Source organism: Bradyrhizobium sp. Pha-3 (genome assembly GCF_042258615.1).
Classification (GTDB): Bacteria; Pseudomonadota; Alphaproteobacteria; order Rhizobiales; family Xanthobacteraceae; genus Bradyrhizobium.
In genome coordinates this window covers 8,608,989-8,622,919 of sequence record NZ_CP170152.1, presented here as the reverse complement: position 1 = coordinate 8,622,919, position 13,931 = coordinate 8,608,989, and the positions used below count along the sequence as shown (strand labels likewise).

At 64.4% G+C, this 13,931-nt stretch carries 15 protein-coding genes; 14 read left to right on the top strand and 1 reads right to left on the bottom strand.

The genetic code is table 11. The annotated features are described in order from the left end of the window. Nucleotides 1-3: 3 nt before the first annotated feature. The 10 genes from ACE10Z_RS40305 (at nucleotide 4) to ACE10Z_RS40260 (ending at nucleotide 7,614) form a co-directional block, all read left to right on the top strand. Nucleotides 4-408, top strand: coding sequence for a biopolymer transporter ExbD (locus tag ACE10Z_RS40305; protein WP_092122695.1), 405 nt, complete (start codon nucleotides 4-6; stop codon nucleotides 406-408). Further along, a complete protein-coding gene (locus ACE10Z_RS40300) occupies nucleotides 405-962 on the top strand; it encodes a hypothetical protein (protein ID WP_375785639.1) in 558 nt (185 codons plus the stop codon). Before ACE10Z_RS40305 ends, ACE10Z_RS40300 begins: the two co-directional genes overlap by 4 nt. After that, complete coding sequence (locus ACE10Z_RS40295; protein ID WP_375785638.1) at nucleotides 959-1,768, top strand: TonB C-terminal domain-containing protein; 810 nt, start codon at nucleotides 959-961, stop codon at nucleotides 1,766-1,768. The genes ACE10Z_RS40300 and ACE10Z_RS40295 overlap by 4 nt, the downstream gene beginning before the upstream one ends. Nucleotides 1,769-1,830: 62 nt before the next feature. Then, nucleotides 1,831-3,699 (top strand): putative porin, encoded by a 1,869-nt coding sequence (locus ACE10Z_RS40290; protein WP_375785637.1) that lies wholly within the window; start codon nucleotides 1,831-1,833, stop codon nucleotides 3,697-3,699. A gap of 2 nt (nucleotides 3,700-3,701) precedes the next feature. After that, nucleotides 3,702-4,295, top strand: a complete 594-nt coding sequence (locus tag ACE10Z_RS40285; protein ID WP_375785636.1) for a hypothetical protein — start codon at nucleotides 3,702-3,704, stop codon at nucleotides 4,293-4,295. Continuing rightward, nucleotides 4,292-5,335, top strand: a complete 1,044-nt coding sequence (locus tag ACE10Z_RS40280) for a peptidylprolyl isomerase (RefSeq protein WP_375785635.1) — start codon at nucleotides 4,292-4,294, stop codon at nucleotides 5,333-5,335. Before ACE10Z_RS40285 ends, ACE10Z_RS40280 begins: the two co-directional genes overlap by 4 nt. 13 nt (nucleotides 5,336-5,348) lie before the next feature. Further along, nucleotides 5,349-5,882, top strand: coding sequence for a YbjN domain-containing protein (locus ACE10Z_RS40275; protein WP_375785634.1), 534 nt, complete (start codon nucleotides 5,349-5,351; stop codon nucleotides 5,880-5,882). Between the two features lie 357 nt (nucleotides 5,883-6,239). Further along, the gene (locus ACE10Z_RS40270; protein WP_375785633.1) at nucleotides 6,240-6,791 is read left to right on the top strand and encodes a lytic transglycosylase domain-containing protein; all 552 of its coding nucleotides are present in this window, start codon (nucleotides 6,240-6,242) and stop codon (nucleotides 6,789-6,791) included. A gap of 109 nt (nucleotides 6,792-6,900) precedes the next feature. Beyond that, nucleotides 6,901-7,323 (top strand): hypothetical protein, encoded by a 423-nt coding sequence (locus tag ACE10Z_RS40265; protein ID WP_375785632.1) that lies wholly within the window; start codon nucleotides 6,901-6,903, stop codon nucleotides 7,321-7,323. A gap of 114 nt (nucleotides 7,324-7,437) precedes the next feature. Further along, the gene (locus ACE10Z_RS40260; RefSeq protein WP_224924689.1) at nucleotides 7,438-7,614 is read left to right on the top strand and encodes a hypothetical protein; all 177 of its coding nucleotides are present in this window, start codon (nucleotides 7,438-7,440) and stop codon (nucleotides 7,612-7,614) included. Nucleotides 7,615-7,660: 46 nt separating this feature from the next. Here the strand turns inward: ACE10Z_RS40260 and ACE10Z_RS40255 are convergent, their stop codons facing one another. Beyond that, nucleotides 7,661-9,112 (bottom strand): AraC family transcriptional regulator, encoded by a 1,452-nt coding sequence (locus ACE10Z_RS40255; protein WP_375785631.1) that lies wholly within the window; start codon nucleotides 9,110-9,112, stop codon nucleotides 7,661-7,663. Between ACE10Z_RS40255 and ACE10Z_RS40250 the strand changes: the two genes are divergently transcribed. From ACE10Z_RS40250 to phaZ, 4 genes are read left to right on the top strand one after another with little or no spacing between them, the layout of a single operon-like run. Beyond that, nucleotides 9,111-10,763 (top strand): fatty acid--CoA ligase, encoded by a 1,653-nt coding sequence (locus ACE10Z_RS40250; RefSeq protein ID WP_375785630.1) that lies wholly within the window; start codon nucleotides 9,111-9,113, stop codon nucleotides 10,761-10,763. The two genes, ACE10Z_RS40255 and ACE10Z_RS40250, sit on opposite strands and share 2 nt — an antisense overlap. Before the next feature lie 41 nt (nucleotides 10,764-10,804). After that, nucleotides 10,805-11,281 (top strand): MaoC family dehydratase, encoded by a 477-nt coding sequence (locus ACE10Z_RS40245; protein ID WP_375785629.1) that lies wholly within the window; start codon nucleotides 10,805-10,807, stop codon nucleotides 11,279-11,281. Continuing rightward, on the top strand, nucleotides 11,278-12,981 hold the full coding sequence (locus tag ACE10Z_RS40240) for an alpha/beta fold hydrolase (RefSeq protein ID WP_375785628.1): 1,704 nt from the start codon (nucleotides 11,278-11,280) through the stop codon (nucleotides 12,979-12,981). Before ACE10Z_RS40245 ends, ACE10Z_RS40240 begins: the two co-directional genes overlap by 4 nt. Continuing rightward, nucleotides 12,974-13,924: a poly(3-hydroxyalkanoate) depolymerase gene (gene phaZ / locus ACE10Z_RS40235; RefSeq protein WP_375785627.1), complete on the top strand. Its 951-nt coding sequence runs from the start codon at nucleotides 12,974-12,976 to the stop codon at nucleotides 13,922-13,924. The genes ACE10Z_RS40240 and phaZ overlap by 8 nt, the downstream gene beginning before the upstream one ends. Nucleotides 13,925-13,931: the final 7 nt, after the last annotated feature.

Genomic DNA, 13,931 nt, shown 5'->3' with positions numbered 1-13,931 from the left:
GCGATGCAGATCCAGGCCGACTCCAAGCCCTATGACGACATCAACATCACGCCGATGTTGGACCTCGCCTACGTGCTGCTGGTGATCTTCATCATCATGACGACGGCAACCGTGCAGGGTCAGAAGGTCAATCTGCCGAAGGCCTCGGCGGCGCCGAGCCTTGCGACCCAGACCACCAAGGCGATCACGGTTGCCAACGACGGCAAAATCTTCCTCGACACCATACCGGTGACCTTGGCCGAGCTCGAGCAGCGGCTGATCCAGCAGAAGGCGCTGACGCCGGAATTTCCCGTGGTGCTGCGCGGCGATGCGCAGGCGCAGTACCAGAGCGTGATGGATGTGTTCGATCTGCTCAGCCGTATCGGCCTGAGCCAGGTCGGGCTCGCCACCAAGCCGCTCGTGAAGTGAGCCAGCCGGGAAGCGCCGCCATGATGACGCAGCCAGCACCTTTCCGACTTACCGAGCGCAAGACGCTGCGGTCATGGCTGAGCGGCATGATGCGATCATTCGATCACGGCTGCGGTGCCACGGACGCCACGCGCGCCGACCCCGTGTCACAGGTGTCGATCCGCGCCGGGATTGGCGCGGAGATCCCCGTGTCGACGGTCGCCCCGGTTGGGCGCGAAGAGCCGCGCGGCGAGCTGGTGGCATTTCCCGTCCATGGCGAGGCCCTGCTGGTCAAGCTCGCGGATGTGCTGCGCCGGCACGTCGCAGGCCGCGAGCCCGCCGACGCCCCGCTGCGGCTGACGATCTCGCGATGCCCGTGGGCCCGCCTGTCGATCGACGCGATGGCCTATGTCGACTATGTGAGCGAGGTTGAGACCTTTCACGCAGCGATCGAAGCAGGCCCCGACACCAAGGTCATCCTGAAGACCACGAACTTCGACGCGCTTGCCAGCTTCGTCATGCAATATGTCAATGACAGGCTGCTTGACCGCGCCTCGGTGGAGGCCGCGCCATGAACGCGCCGATGCGGGACCAGAACGCGCGTGTCGCGCCGTCAGCCGACGATCACGATGTCGCCGTCGCGCCCGCAACGGCCGCGGCGCCGGCGTCGGCTGCCCGCAACACGGCCGCCCGGAAGGGCGAGCGCAGCGCACTGCTGCGCTACGGCGCGGTGGTGGCGGTGGTCGCGCTGTTCCTTGCCGGCATCGCCTACTTCTTTCTCGGTCACGACGACCTGCCGCCGCCGCGTCAGGTGCGCGATCTCACCATCGTCAATGTGACGCTGCCGCCGCCGCCTCCGCCTCCGCCGCCACAGCCGCAGCCCGAGCAGAAGATGATCGAGCAGCCCAAGATGGCGGAGCCCGAGTTCAAGGAAGAGAAGCCGGTCGACAAGCCGAAGGACGAGCCGGCCAAGGACGCCAAGAACGACGAGCCGCCCGGTCCGCTGTCGCTCGATGCCAAGCCGACGGGACCCGGTGATCTGTTCAATCTCGGCGGCAAGCCCGGCGGCAACCCGTATGGCGGAGGCGGCGGCGGTGGCAGCCGCTGGGGTTGGTACACCACGATCATCACCTCGCAGGTCGAGGCGGCGATCCGCGCCAATCCGAAGACCCGCAACATGGCGACGCAGATCCAGCTGCGGCTGTGGGTGGATGGCTCCGGCCACGTCACCCGCGTTGTCCTGACGCCGTCCTCCGGCAATCCGGAGATCGATGCGGCGCTTCGCAACGAGGTGATCGGCAGCCTGACGCTGCGCGAGCCGCCGCCCAAGGACATGCCGATGCCGGTGGTCACGCGCGTCACCGCGCGACGGCCGAGCTGACGAGACGGCTGACGAACGACCAACCTTCGAAATTCAATGTGCGAGTGAGAACTGGGGGACTGATGTTTAAGAAACGAGCTCACGCAGAATGGCGCGCGTTGCCGCTTGCGGTGTCGCTGAGCGCGCTCGCCTGCGCAACGCCGGCCGTGGGCCAGACCGCGGACCAGGCCGCCGAGCAGGGTCCCGCCACCGCGGCGAAGCGGACCGATGCCAAGAAGCCGAAGGTGTCGAGCACCAAGCCGACATCGTCGAACGCCACCGTCAACCTCGTCAATCTGCTGGTGCAGCAGGGTGTCCTCAAGGACGAGCAGGCCCAGGCGCTGATCAAGCAGGCCGAGGACGAGGCCTTTGTCTCGCGCCAGGCCGCCAAGGACGCCACGACCAAGGCCGACGACGCCACCAAGGCCGCAACTGCCGCCGCCGCGGCGGCGCAGCCGCCCGGCACCAGGCACGTCACCTACGTTCCCGAAGTCGTCAAAAGACAGTTACGGGAAGAGATTAAGCAGGAGGTGATGGCCAAGGCGCAGAAAGAGAACTGGGCGTCGCCCGGAACCTACCCGGAATGGGCGCAACGCATCCGCTTCTACGGCGATGCGCGCGTGCGCTATCAGGGCAACTATTTCCCGACCGGCAACGACCAGGCCGGCGCCATCAATTTCAACGCCATCAATACCGGTTCGCCCTACGACCTTTCGTCCTTCACGAACCCCTATTCCGCGCCGACTTACGATACCCTGCAGGACCGCAACCAGTTTCGGTTTCGCGGCCGCCTCGGCATGGAAGCGGACTTGCTGTACGGGTTCACCGCCGGCCTGCGCATTGCATCTGGCGAAAATAACTCGCCGGTGTCGACCAATCAGACGCTTGGTAGCAGTGGGGGCAACTTCTCGAAATATGGCGTCTGGCTGGATCGCGGCTACATCAACTGGCAGACTTGGGGCGACGATCTGAGGATCTCCGCGGGCCGTTTCGACAACCCGTTCTGGTCGCCGACCGATCTCGTCTGGTACAAAGAACTTGGATTCGACGGCTTTGCCGTTCAGGCCAAGCACGAGGTGTGGGAAGGCTTCACGCCATTCGCGGTGGCCGGCGCATTCCCGATCTACAACACCGATTTCAACGCCGGAATCAATCTGACAACTCCGCCAACCAAGTTCGCGAGCCACGACAAGTGGCTGTTCGGAGGCCAGGTCGGTTTCAATGCGCGCTTCAGTTCGGAATATGCGTTCCGGCTCGGCGTCGCCTACTACGACTTCGACAATGTGCAGGGCCAGCTCTCCAGTCCATGCATCGTCGAGGTTGCATCCGACGTTTGCGATACCGATCTGACCCGGCCGTCCTTTGCGCAGAAGGGAAACAGCTATTTCGCGCTGCGTAACATCATCCCCGATCCCCCCGGCACGGGCAACAATGGCGGCACCAGTTTCAAGTACCAGTATTTCGGACTGGTCGGCCAGTATCGCCCGGTCGTCGTCAGCGGACAGCTCGATCTCGGACACTTCCATCCGACCCACATCGTGCTCGATGGCGAATACGTCAACAACACCGCGTTCAGCCGTTCCCTCATGAACGTCGCGGCGGTGAACAATCGCGGGCCGAGCCCGGATGGCGGCAACACGCCCGGTCCGTTCAACGGCGGCAATCAGGGTTGGCTCGGCCGCGTCACCGTCGGCGACAAGGAGATCAAGCATCTCTGGGATTGGAACGTCCACGCCGGCTACAAATACCTGGAATCGGATGCCACCATCGATGCCTTCGCGGACTCCGACTTCGGTCTCGGCGGCACCAACCTCAAGGGCTATTTCGTCGGCGGCAATATCGGTCTCGGCGAGAACGTCTGGGCGACCCTGCGATGGATGAGTGCCAACAGCATCGCCGGCAATCCCTATGCCGTCGACGTTCTGCAAGTCGACCTCAACGCGAAGTTCTGATCATGCGCATCGCACTCTTCGTCCTGATGATGGTGATCGGAGCATTGAGCTCCGGCACCGCATCCGCCCAGTCCGAGACCGACCGCCTGCGCGACGCCCTGCGCAGCGCGACGGCGCAGACCCGTGCGCTGGAAGACCAGCGTACGGCGCTGCAGGCCAAAGTCGCCGACGCCGATCGCGAAAAGGCGGCGGCCAAGAAGGAGGTCGACGACCTCAAGGCGCAGCTGAAGAAAGCCGACAAGGAACATCGCGACGCCGTCGACGAGTTCAATCAACGGCTCGCCGAACGCGACGAGACGCTAGAGAAGTGGAAGTCGGCCTATGAGGAGGCGGCCACCGTTGCCCGCACCAAGGACGCGGAGCGTGCCAAGTTCGAAGGTGAGGCCACCGCCTACAAGGCCAGCACCAAGAGCTGCATTACCAAGAACACCCAGCTGATCAAGGCCGGCAAGGAGATGGTGCAGCGCTACAAGGACCTGACCATCGGCGAGATCGTGGTCTCGCGCGAGCCGATGATTCAGCAGCGCCGCGTCGAAATCCAGAATCAGCTGCAGGAAAGCCAGGACAAGTTCCTCGATCAGAAGGTGAATCCATGACGACCGTCCATCTTGTGAAGCCGCTCCGGTCGATCGGTCTCGCCGCCGTCGTCGCGACTTTCGTTGCGCCGATCGATGCCTCGGCGCAAGCGCAGGCTCCCGCGCCGCGGACGGTGCAGGCTCCCGTCAGGAAGCCGCAGCCACAGCCTGCGGCTCAGGCGCAGGCCGCTGCCACGCCCGCGCCGGCCCCGGTCGCGGCCGCGCCGAAGCCCACCGCGCCCGAGAATGTCATCGCGCGGGTCGGCGAGACCAATATCTCGGCCGATGATCTCCGCAGCTATGTCGCAGCACTCGCTCCGCGCGAGCAAGCTGCGCTGGCCAAGGACCCGGCCATGCTGAGCCAGGCGGTCCGCCTGCTGCTCGCCAACCGTCTCGTGCTGCAGGAGGCGGTGGCGAAGAAGTGGGATCAGCAACCCGCCGTCGCCGCGCAGCTCGAGCGGGCACGCGAGGGCGCTGTGGTCGAGCTCTACCTTCAATCGGTGTCGACGCCGCCGGCCAATTTCCCGAGCGAGGACGATCTGCAGAAGGTCTACGAGGCCAATCGCGCCGCGTTCCTGATGCCGCGGCAATTCCAGCTCTCGCAGATCTTCGTCGCCGTTCCGAAGGAGGGCGACAAGGCCGCCGAGGACAAGGCGAAGCAGGAGCTCGACGACGTGCAGCGCAAGCTGAAGGCGCCGGGAGCCGACTTCGCAGCGATCGCGCGCGGCGACAATAACGCCGCCAAGGATGCCGGCGACCTCGGCTGGGTTGCCGAGAACCAGATCCGTCCGGAGATCCGCAACCAGGTGATGGGGCTCGCCAAGAACAGCGTGTCCGAGCCGATCAAGCTCGACGACGGCTGGCACATCATCAAGCTGATCGACACCAAGGCGTCCTATACCCGCACCCTGCCCGAAGTGCGCGACCAGCTGGTGCTGCAGATCCGCTCCGAGCGGTCGAACATGATGCGGCGGGCCTATCTCGCCGAGCTGCTGAAGCAGCATCCGCCCGTCCTCAACGAGCTTGCCCTGTCGAGCCTGCTCGACGCGTCGAAAAAGTAATACGGAGATAAAGATGTCCGAGATCATCACCAAGCTCACCATCGACGGATTGCGCGACAGCTTCCAGAATGTCGGCTATCGCGTCGAGACGCTGACCGATCCGGTCGCCAACACGATCTATCTGCGCTCGGCGACGGCGGGGCTCGGCTTCGAGATTCGGCCCGGAAACCAGCTCGTCGGCGAGGAGCAGAGTTTCGTCGACGCCACGCTGGTCACCACGCTGCAGGTGCAGGGCGAGCTGCCGCTCGACCTCGTCAATCGCTGGAACACGACGCGGCGGTTCGGGCGGCTGCAATTCAGCCAACCGTTCCTGCTGTTCTGCCTCGATGTCTCCGTGGCCGGCGGCGTGGCGCCGAACTTTGTGCGGGCGCAGATCGAAGTCTGGGACCGGCTGGTTCAGGAGCTGATCGCCTATCTGCGCGAGGAGCTGCCGAAGATCGTCGCCCGGAATGGTGCGGCGGCTGCTGCTCCGCAGCCCGGTGCGCCGGCCCAGCAGCCGGCGCATGAGCACGCCGCGGAAGCGGGATCGGTTCCCACCATCCAGTAGGCCGCGCGCACGGGCGAGCATCAGGACCGCAAGCGATCCATGAATGACGGCGCCTCCACGATGAAGGCGAGCTGCTTCAGCCGATGGCGGAAGCGGACCGATCGTGCGCGTCGGCGGGGCGGTTGTATCGCAGCCGGCGGTCTTGTGCTCGCGCTTTGTCTTGCGCAGACCGCTCACGCGGAGCAGGCGACGCCGGCTTCGTCATTCAGCACGCGCTTTGCCGCCGTCGAGTCGGCAGACCCTTCAGCCGACGCCACGGCAAAGCCGGCCGTACCGGCCAAAGATGCGGCGAAGGACGTCGGCGGGAAAACACTCCCGCCTTCGCCCACAAGCCAGCCCGCGGTGTCGGACGCGCGCATGCGCTATCGCGCGCTGATCGAGAAGGAGGCGGCGGGCAGCGGGCTCGCGCCCGAGATCGCCGAGGCGGTGATGGGTGTGGAGAGCGGCTACAATCCCGACGTGATCGGCGGCGTCGGTGAAATCGGGCTGATGCAGCTGCTGCCGTCGACGGCGCGCATGCTCGGCTTCTCCGGTTCGCTCACCGAACTCGCGATTCCCGAAAACAACATTCACTTCGGCGTCATGTATCTTGCGCAGGCATGGCGCCTTGCCGGCGGCGACCTGTGCACCGCGGTCATGAAGTACCGCGCAGGCCATGGCGAGACCCGCTTCTCCTATCTGTCGGTGAATTATTGCGTGGCGGTGCGCGCCCGGCTGTTTGCCCGCGGCTTTCGGGTGACGGGAACCGTACCGGTCGCGACCTTCGGTGAACCGGGGCGAGCCGGCGGCGGTGGCGGCGGATGTGGCCGCAAATGCCTCGGCGGCGGCGGACGCATCGGGCGCGTCGATCTCGTCGCGCTCAACACACGGCTCAACGCGCTTGTGACCCAGGCTCGGGGAGGGAAATAGCAAGGCCGCGCTGCCCTCATTCACATCGTTGCCTTGATATCTTCGCTTGATATCTGTGCTTGGCTTCCTATCGTTTGAAACAGTTGTGGTTCTGCAAGGAGCAGCACCGATGAAAGCGATCATGTTGGCGATTGCCGTTGCCGGATTGTCGGCGATGCAGGCGGAGGCGCAGACGCAGACGCAACAGCGCACGCCGCTGCCGGAAATTGTCGTCGGCACACCTCCGCCGGCGCTCAACCTCAACCGCGACACCAGTGGCGGCACCGGCCGGGCTGCGGCAAGAGGTAGCGGTGGCGCGCCCGCCGAGCGCTGCGGCGATGCGGGCTCGCTTGGCTGCATCAACGAGCGGTTGAGGAAGCAGGTCGATCAGGTCAATCCGCCCGTAACCAACACGCCGCCGATCGATGCGAAATCGCAGGATCTTAAGGTGGGTGTGGTCAACGTCCCGGCGGTGCAGCAGCAATATGGCCGTAACTTCGGGGTCTCGGCGTTTCCCTATCGCCCGCCGGCACCCGTCTACAGTCATCGCTGATGTACGCGAAGTGACCTCTGTTTCGCACAGATCGTGACGCCGTCACATTTCTGACGATGGGCATATGGAAAATGAAGAGAGTAACGGTTTGCTGATTCCATGCGAAAATCTGACGTGACATGCCCCCATTGCCAGGCCGGCTATCGCCGGATCGAATTGACGTCGAAGGGCGGCATCGCCGGCGAGTTTCGATGCCTGGTGTGTGACCAGTTGATCGAGCTGATGGACGGTTCGACCGATGTCGCCTTTCGGCTGACCGTGCAGCCGGGCAAGACGTCTTACGCGTATTAGCGCGGTCGTCCGCGCAAGCGAGGCGGTGAGCGATCGCGGTCTGCAATCATTCGCCGCGGATATCGCTTGGGGCCTTGTTGGTCCAGCGGTGGAACGCACGCCTGAAGTTTGCCGCATCGCTGAAGCCGAGCGCCAATGCGATATCTTCATTGGCCAGCGTCGTGCTGCGGAGATATCTGAGCGCGATCTGGGTCCGCAACTCGTCGTGCAGCCCCCGGAAGGAGAAACCCTGCTGGCGAAGCTGGCGCCGCAACGATCGATCGTTCATGCCGAGCTGTTTGGCGATCGCTTCGAAAGTCGGCGGGTTTGCGATGTCGCCAAGCAGGATGGCGCGGATTTTTCCGGCCACGCCGGTCCGCAATCTCAAGTCTCCGAGCAAATCGTCGCAGAGGGCGACGATAGTCGGATATGTCGTCTTGTTGCCGAGATCCGCTCTCCGGTCCAGCAACTGCGCCTTGAAGACGATCTGGTTGGCCGGCTGATCGAAGCGCACCGGGCATCCGACATGATCGAGCGGAAGGTCGAAGTCCTGTGGCTGCGGATAGGCGAGTGTGATCTCAGAGGGAGCGAAGCCCGGTCCCATGATGTCGCGCATCAGCGAAATGTGGATGCCGATCTGCATCTCGGCGACGAACCGGTAGAGCGCGGAATCGGCCAGTGCGTGCAGATTGGGCTCGATGGTCCATCTCGCATGGGCCTTGTCCTCGGTGAATTCGATCGTCGCCAGCGGCGCGGCGAGCGCGTGGTAGCGCATCGCGAATTCCATCGCCTTGCGAAAGTCCGGGCAGCACAGCAACGCGTAGCCGTACATCCCGTAGGTCGAGATGTGGATCGATGCGCCGATGCGGTAGGGCAGATGACGGTCGGTCGACAGGCGCAACGCGTTTTGACAGACCGTCATCAGCTGCGTCAGCGAGATCCGCGCCTGCGGTGAATGGACGTCGGCCAGCGGAATGTTCGTATCGCGCAGGATGGCGTCGGCCGGGACGCCGGCGCCGGCCAGCATGTCGAAGACGGCGCCAAGCTTGGTCGTCTCGTAGACCCTGTCGCTGCTTCCCACGCTCAGGATGTCGTTGCGGGAGCCCGAAGGCTTCTTCAGTCGCATGGTTGGTTGCAAAGTGAACCAGCCTTTCCTTCGGTCCGGAAGCAGTACGCCAACGCCTTGGAACATAGCCGGTTCGCGCCACAACCCAAGACTTATCAATGGGTCCGCCTTTGCTGCGCGGCAGCAAAAGTAGACCGGCGATAAGGACGTCGAGGGCGGTAAGTGAGCAATTTCGGTCAAGACATCTGCCGTGGATGAGAGCAGCTTGTCCGGTTGAGACCCCGCCGATGTCCGTTTCGGACCTTCACAAATCTCGGGCATCACGCGAGGCTTCGTCCTAATGTCACACGGTCGGGCCGTTGCGACATGAGGACGGCAGGCCGCGCGATCCGCTCGCTTCAGAATTGCGGACGCAACGGTCGGAGGACACGCCAGGTCGAGGGAGGCTTCCATGGTTGGAAGGCTGATTCAGACTGCCCAATCCGCCTATAATTATCCGCTGATCTTCAAGCAGCTTTGGCACACGCCGCGGGTGCAGGCGCCGGACCAGGAGATCGTCTATCGCGATCTCAAGCGTCAGACCTATCGACAGACCAGAGAGCGGATCGGCCGGCTCGCCTCGGCGCTCAGCAAGGCTGGTGTCGAGCCCGGCGACACCGTCGGCGTGCTCGAATGGGATAGCCATCGCTTCCTCGAGGCCTTCTTCGCGATCCCGATGATGGGGGCCGTGCTGCAGACGGTGAATGTCCGCCTGTCGCCGGAGCAGATTGCCTACACGATCGATCATGCCGGCGCATCGACGCTGCTCGTCAATGAAGAGTTCGTCGGATTGCTTGAAGGCATCAAGGCGCAATTGCCCAAGGTCAAGCGGATGATCGTGATGTCGGACAAGCCATCGCCGCAGACCGGCAGCCTGTCCTTCATCGGCGAGTATGAGAACCTGCTTGCGGCAGCCTCGCCGGATTACGACTTTCCCGATTTCGACGAGAACACCCAGGCCACCACCTTCTACACGACCGGCACGACCGGTCTGCCGAAGGGGGTCTATTACAGCCACCGTCAGCTCGTGCTGCACACGATTGCCGGGCTTGCGCTGTTCGGCATGGCCGGGTCGCAGGGGCGCTTCTCGCGCGACGACGTCTACATGCCGATCACGCCGATGTTCCACGTTCACGCCTGGGGCTTTCCGTGGTCGGCGACGCTGGCCGGCACCAAGCAGGTCTATCCCGGCCGCTACGAGCCGGCGATGCTGGTCAAGCTGATCAAGAGCGAAGGCGTCACCTTCACGCACGGCGTGCCCACCATCCTGCAGATGCTGCTCAACGCCGCCGCCGCGGCCAAGGCCGATCTCCACGGCCTCAAGATGGTGATCGGCGGCTCTGCGCTGCCGAAGGCGCTGGCCAAGCAGGCGATGGAGGCCGGCATCGACATCTTCGCGGGTTATGGCATGTCGGAGACCGGCCCGCTTGCCGCGGTCTGCCATGTCCAGTCCAGGGATCTCAGCGGCGATCCTGACGGCGAGGTCGAATTCCGTACCCGCGCCGGCATGGCCGGCCCGCTGGTCGATTTGCGCATCGTCGATCCCGACATGAAGGACGTGCCGCATGACGGCAAGTCCGCCGGCGAGATCGTGCTGCGGGCGCCCTGGCTCACCCAGGGTTACTTCAATAACCCCGAAGGCTCCGAGCAGCTCTGGGAAGGCGGTTATCTGCATACGAGCGATATCGCCGTGGTCAGCCCGGGCGGCTACGTCCACATCACTGACCGCATCAAGGATGTGATCAAGACCGGCGGCGAATGGGTCTCCTCGCTGCAGATCGAGGATCTGATCTCGCAATGCGCCGGCGTGGCCGAGGCCGCGGTGATCGGCGTCAAGGACGAGAAATGGGGCGAGCGGCCGCTCGCGCTCGTGGTCAAGAAGCCATCCGGTGCCGACGGCCTCAGCGACGAGGCCATCAAGGACCATCTCAAGCTGTTCGCCGACAAGGGCGTGATCTCGAAATACGGCATCCCCGGCAAGATCCTGTTCATCGAACGCATTCCCAAGACCAGCGTCGGCAAGATCAACAAGAAGGAGCTGCGCGAGCTGTACGGCGACATGTGACGGCTCAACACAGCCAGGAACGGATCGAGAAGGACGGCATCATGAGCAACCTCACTTTGGCTGGTCTCGGCGAACACGTCGGCAAGGAGCTCGGACTTTCCGATTGGGTCGCGATCGATCAGCAGCGCATCGATAATTTTGCGTCCTGCACCGGCGATCATCAATGGATTCACGTCGATGTCGAACGCGCGAAGCGGGAGAGCCCGTTCCGCGGCCCGATCGCGCATGGCTATCTGACGCTCGCGATGGTGGCGCCGCTGGCGATGCAGGTCGGCATCATCCCGCGCGATGCCGCCGCCGGGTTGAACTACGGGGTCGACAAGGTCCGCTTCCTGGCGCCGGTGCCATCAGGCGCGCGGGTGCGGCTGCGGGTCGTGCTGTCCGGCATCGAGCCGCGGGACGGCGGCCAGGTGATCATGAAGACCCTGAACACGCTGGAGGTCGAAGGCTCCGAGAAGCCGGCGCTGATCGCCGAAACGCTGGCCCTTCTGATCCCCGCGGCGGGAGCAAAGCAATGAGCACGGAAAATCGCAGCCCGGAGTCCTCGGCGTCCGACATGTCCGAGGCGGCGTCCAGGAATACGCTGGCGCTCAATCCGCTGGTCGGTATCCAGGGCCAGGACCTCGTCGAGGGTGCCGGCATCCTGTTCAAGGCGGTCATCAACGAGCCGAAGGTCGCAACCGAGCAGTGGCTGTCCTTCGTCGGCGAGCTCGGCTCGATCGCCACCGGCAAGTCCGAACGCGCGCCGAAGGCCGGCGACAAGCGGTTTGCCGATCCGACCTGGAAGGAGAGCTCGCTGCACTCCGGGCTGCTCAAGGCCTATCTGGCGTGGGGCGAGGCGGTCAATGGCCTGGTTGACAAGACCAGCCTCAGCGACATCGACAAGCAGCGCGCGCATCTGATCACGGATATCCTGATCGATGCGGTCGCGCCGACCAACACGATGCTCACCAACCCGGCAGCAGTCCGCAAGTTCATCGACACCGGTGGGCAGAGCCTGTGGTCCGGCCTGAAGAACTATATCGGCGATCTGACGCAGAATCGCGGCATGCCGTCGATGGTCGATATGAGCGCGTTCAAGGTCGGCGAGAACCTCGCGACCACGCCGGGCGCAGTCATCTTCCGCAACGAGCTGATCGAGTTGATCCAGTACACCCCGACGACGGCGACGGTCAGGAAGCGGCCGCTTCTGATCACGCCGCCGCAGATCAACAAGTATTACGCGCTCGATCTCTCGCCGGACAAGAGCATGGTCCGCTTCCTGCTCGAGAGCGGTTTCCAGGTCTTTGCCGTGAGCTGGCGCAACCCGACGGCGGCGCATCGCGGCTGGGGACTGGATACCTATGTCGCCGCGCTCGACGAGGCGGTCGACGCGGCGCGCGAGATTTCCGGCAGCGCGGACATCTCGATGATGGGATCCTGCTCCGGCGGCATCACCTCGACGGCCTATTTCGCGACGCTCGGCAGCGCAACTGAGAAGAAGATCAAGAACCTGGTGCTGGCGGTCTGCTTGCTCGATCCCAACTCGGCCGAGGAGAGCACGTTCGGCTGCCTGATGACGCCGGAGACCATGCGCGCGGCCAAGGCGACCTCGCAGCTGCGCGGCATTGTCGACGGCCACGACCTGGCGCGGATGTTCGCCTGGATGCGGCCCAACGACCTGATCTGGAACTACTGGGTCAACAACTATCTGCTCGGCAACCAGCCGCCGGCGTTCGACATTCTCTATTGGAACGCCGACACGACCCGCCTGCCGGCGGCGCTGCACGGCGACTATCTCGATCTCTATTTCTCCAACCCGTTCGTCAACGCCGGCAAGCTGACGCTCAACGACAAGACCATCGACATGAGCAAGGTCAAGGCAGACAGCTACGTGGTCGCAGGGGTGACCGACCACATCACGCCGTGGAAGGGCGTCTACAAGACCGCCCAGATCATGGGCGAGGGCACCACCTTCGTGCTGTCGAACAGCGGGCATCTGCAAAGCCTGCTCAATCCGCCGAGCAATCCGAAGGCGTCCTTCATGATCGGGCCGATCTCCGCGGACAAGCCCGATGCGTTCATGGCCACGGCCGAGAAGCGCAAGGGCAGTTGGTGGCTCGATTGGCGCGACTGGCTGCAGGCTCGCTCGGGCGACGAGGTGGCGGCACCGGCCTCGCTCGGCAGCGCGCACTATCCATCCCTTGGCGCGGCACCGGGGACTTACGTCTTTGACTGACGATCTCACCAGCGCTGACGAGGCTCGGCCGGCGGCGGTTGCGCAGCGCGGCACGATCGAGACGCGGCAGATCACGATCGATGGCCAGTTGCTTCAGGTCGCGATCCGGCACGGCGACGGCAGTCGGCCGCCGCTGTTGCTGTTCAACGGCATCGGCGCCAATTGGGAGCTGGCGCGGCCATTCCTCGACGCGCTGACCGGCACCACTGCCATCATCTTCGACGTGCCCGGCGTCGGCGGATCGCCGCGGCCGGCGTGGCCCTATCGTCCGTCGACGCTGGCGCGGCTTGCCGCCGGGCTCGTTGCGGAGCTGGGCTTTGCCGAGGTCGATGTCGCCGGCGTGTCCTGGGGCGGTGGCATCGCGCAGCAATTCGCGCATCAGTTTCCAAAGCGCTGCCGCCGCCTGGTACTCGCCGCGACGGCGCCAGGTTTCACCATGGTGCCGGCAAGTCCGGCGGTGCTGTGGAAGATGGCGACGCCGCGCCGCTACACCGACAAGGGCTACATGAAGACGATCGCCGCCGACATCTATGGCGGGGCGTTTCGCGACGATCCGTCCTTGATCGGCCGGCATGCGGCCGCGATGCACGGCGCGCGCAGCATGGGTTACCTCTATCAGCTGCTCGCAATGACCGGCTGGACCAGCCTGCCCTGGCTCTGGTCGCTGCCGCAGCCGACGCTGATCCTGATGGGGAGTGACGATCCGCTGGTCCCTCCGGTCAACGGTCAGATCATGGCGAGCCTGATCCCGAACGCCGAGCTGCGCCTGATCGACGACGGACACCTGTTCATGGTGACGCGGCCAAAGGAAACCGCCGGCCTGATCGAAGCGTTTCTGGCTGACGAGAGCCGTCAGGCCGCATCGTCATCCCTGCTCTCGCGAACGACGAGTTATTTCAGGGATCTCGTTCCAACGTCCGGAGGCGGACGACAGAAGCCTTAGACACAGC

Bases quoted from the DNA above. Each gene is read 5' to 3' on its own strand.
- ACE10Z_RS40305 (WP_092122695.1), top strand. From the start codon at position 4: ATGCAGATCCAGGCCGACTCCAAGCCCTATGACGACATCAACATCACG.
- ACE10Z_RS40295 (WP_375785638.1), top strand. From the start codon at position 959: ATGAACGCGCCGATGCGGGACCAGAACGCGCGTGTCGCGCCGTCAGCC.
- ACE10Z_RS40290 (WP_375785637.1), top strand. From the start codon at position 1,831: ATGTTTAAGAAACGAGCTCACGCAGAATGGCGCGCGTTGCCGCTTGCG.
- ACE10Z_RS40285 (WP_375785636.1), top strand. From the start codon at position 3,702: ATGCGCATCGCACTCTTCGTCCTGATGATGGTGATCGGAGCATTGAGC.
- ACE10Z_RS40280 (WP_375785635.1), top strand. From the start codon at position 4,292: ATGACGACCGTCCATCTTGTGAAGCCGCTCCGGTCGATCGGTCTCGCC.
- ACE10Z_RS40275 (WP_375785634.1), top strand. From the start codon at position 5,349: ATGTCCGAGATCATCACCAAGCTCACCATCGACGGATTGCGCGACAGC.
- ACE10Z_RS40270 (WP_375785633.1), top strand. From the start codon at position 6,240: ATGCGCTATCGCGCGCTGATCGAGAAGGAGGCGGCGGGCAGCGGGCTC.
- ACE10Z_RS40265 (WP_375785632.1), top strand. From the start codon at position 6,901: ATGAAAGCGATCATGTTGGCGATTGCCGTTGCCGGATTGTCGGCGATG.
- ACE10Z_RS40250 (WP_375785630.1), top strand. From the start codon at position 9,111: ATGGTTGGAAGGCTGATTCAGACTGCCCAATCCGCCTATAATTATCCG.
- ACE10Z_RS40255 (WP_375785631.1), bottom strand. From the start codon at position 9,112: ATGGAAGCCTCCCTCGACCTGGCGTGTCCTCCGACCGTTGCGTCCGCA.
- ACE10Z_RS40245 (WP_375785629.1), top strand. From the start codon at position 10,805: ATGAGCAACCTCACTTTGGCTGGTCTCGGCGAACACGTCGGCAAGGAG.
- ACE10Z_RS40240 (WP_375785628.1), top strand. From the start codon at position 11,278: ATGAGCACGGAAAATCGCAGCCCGGAGTCCTCGGCGTCCGACATGTCC.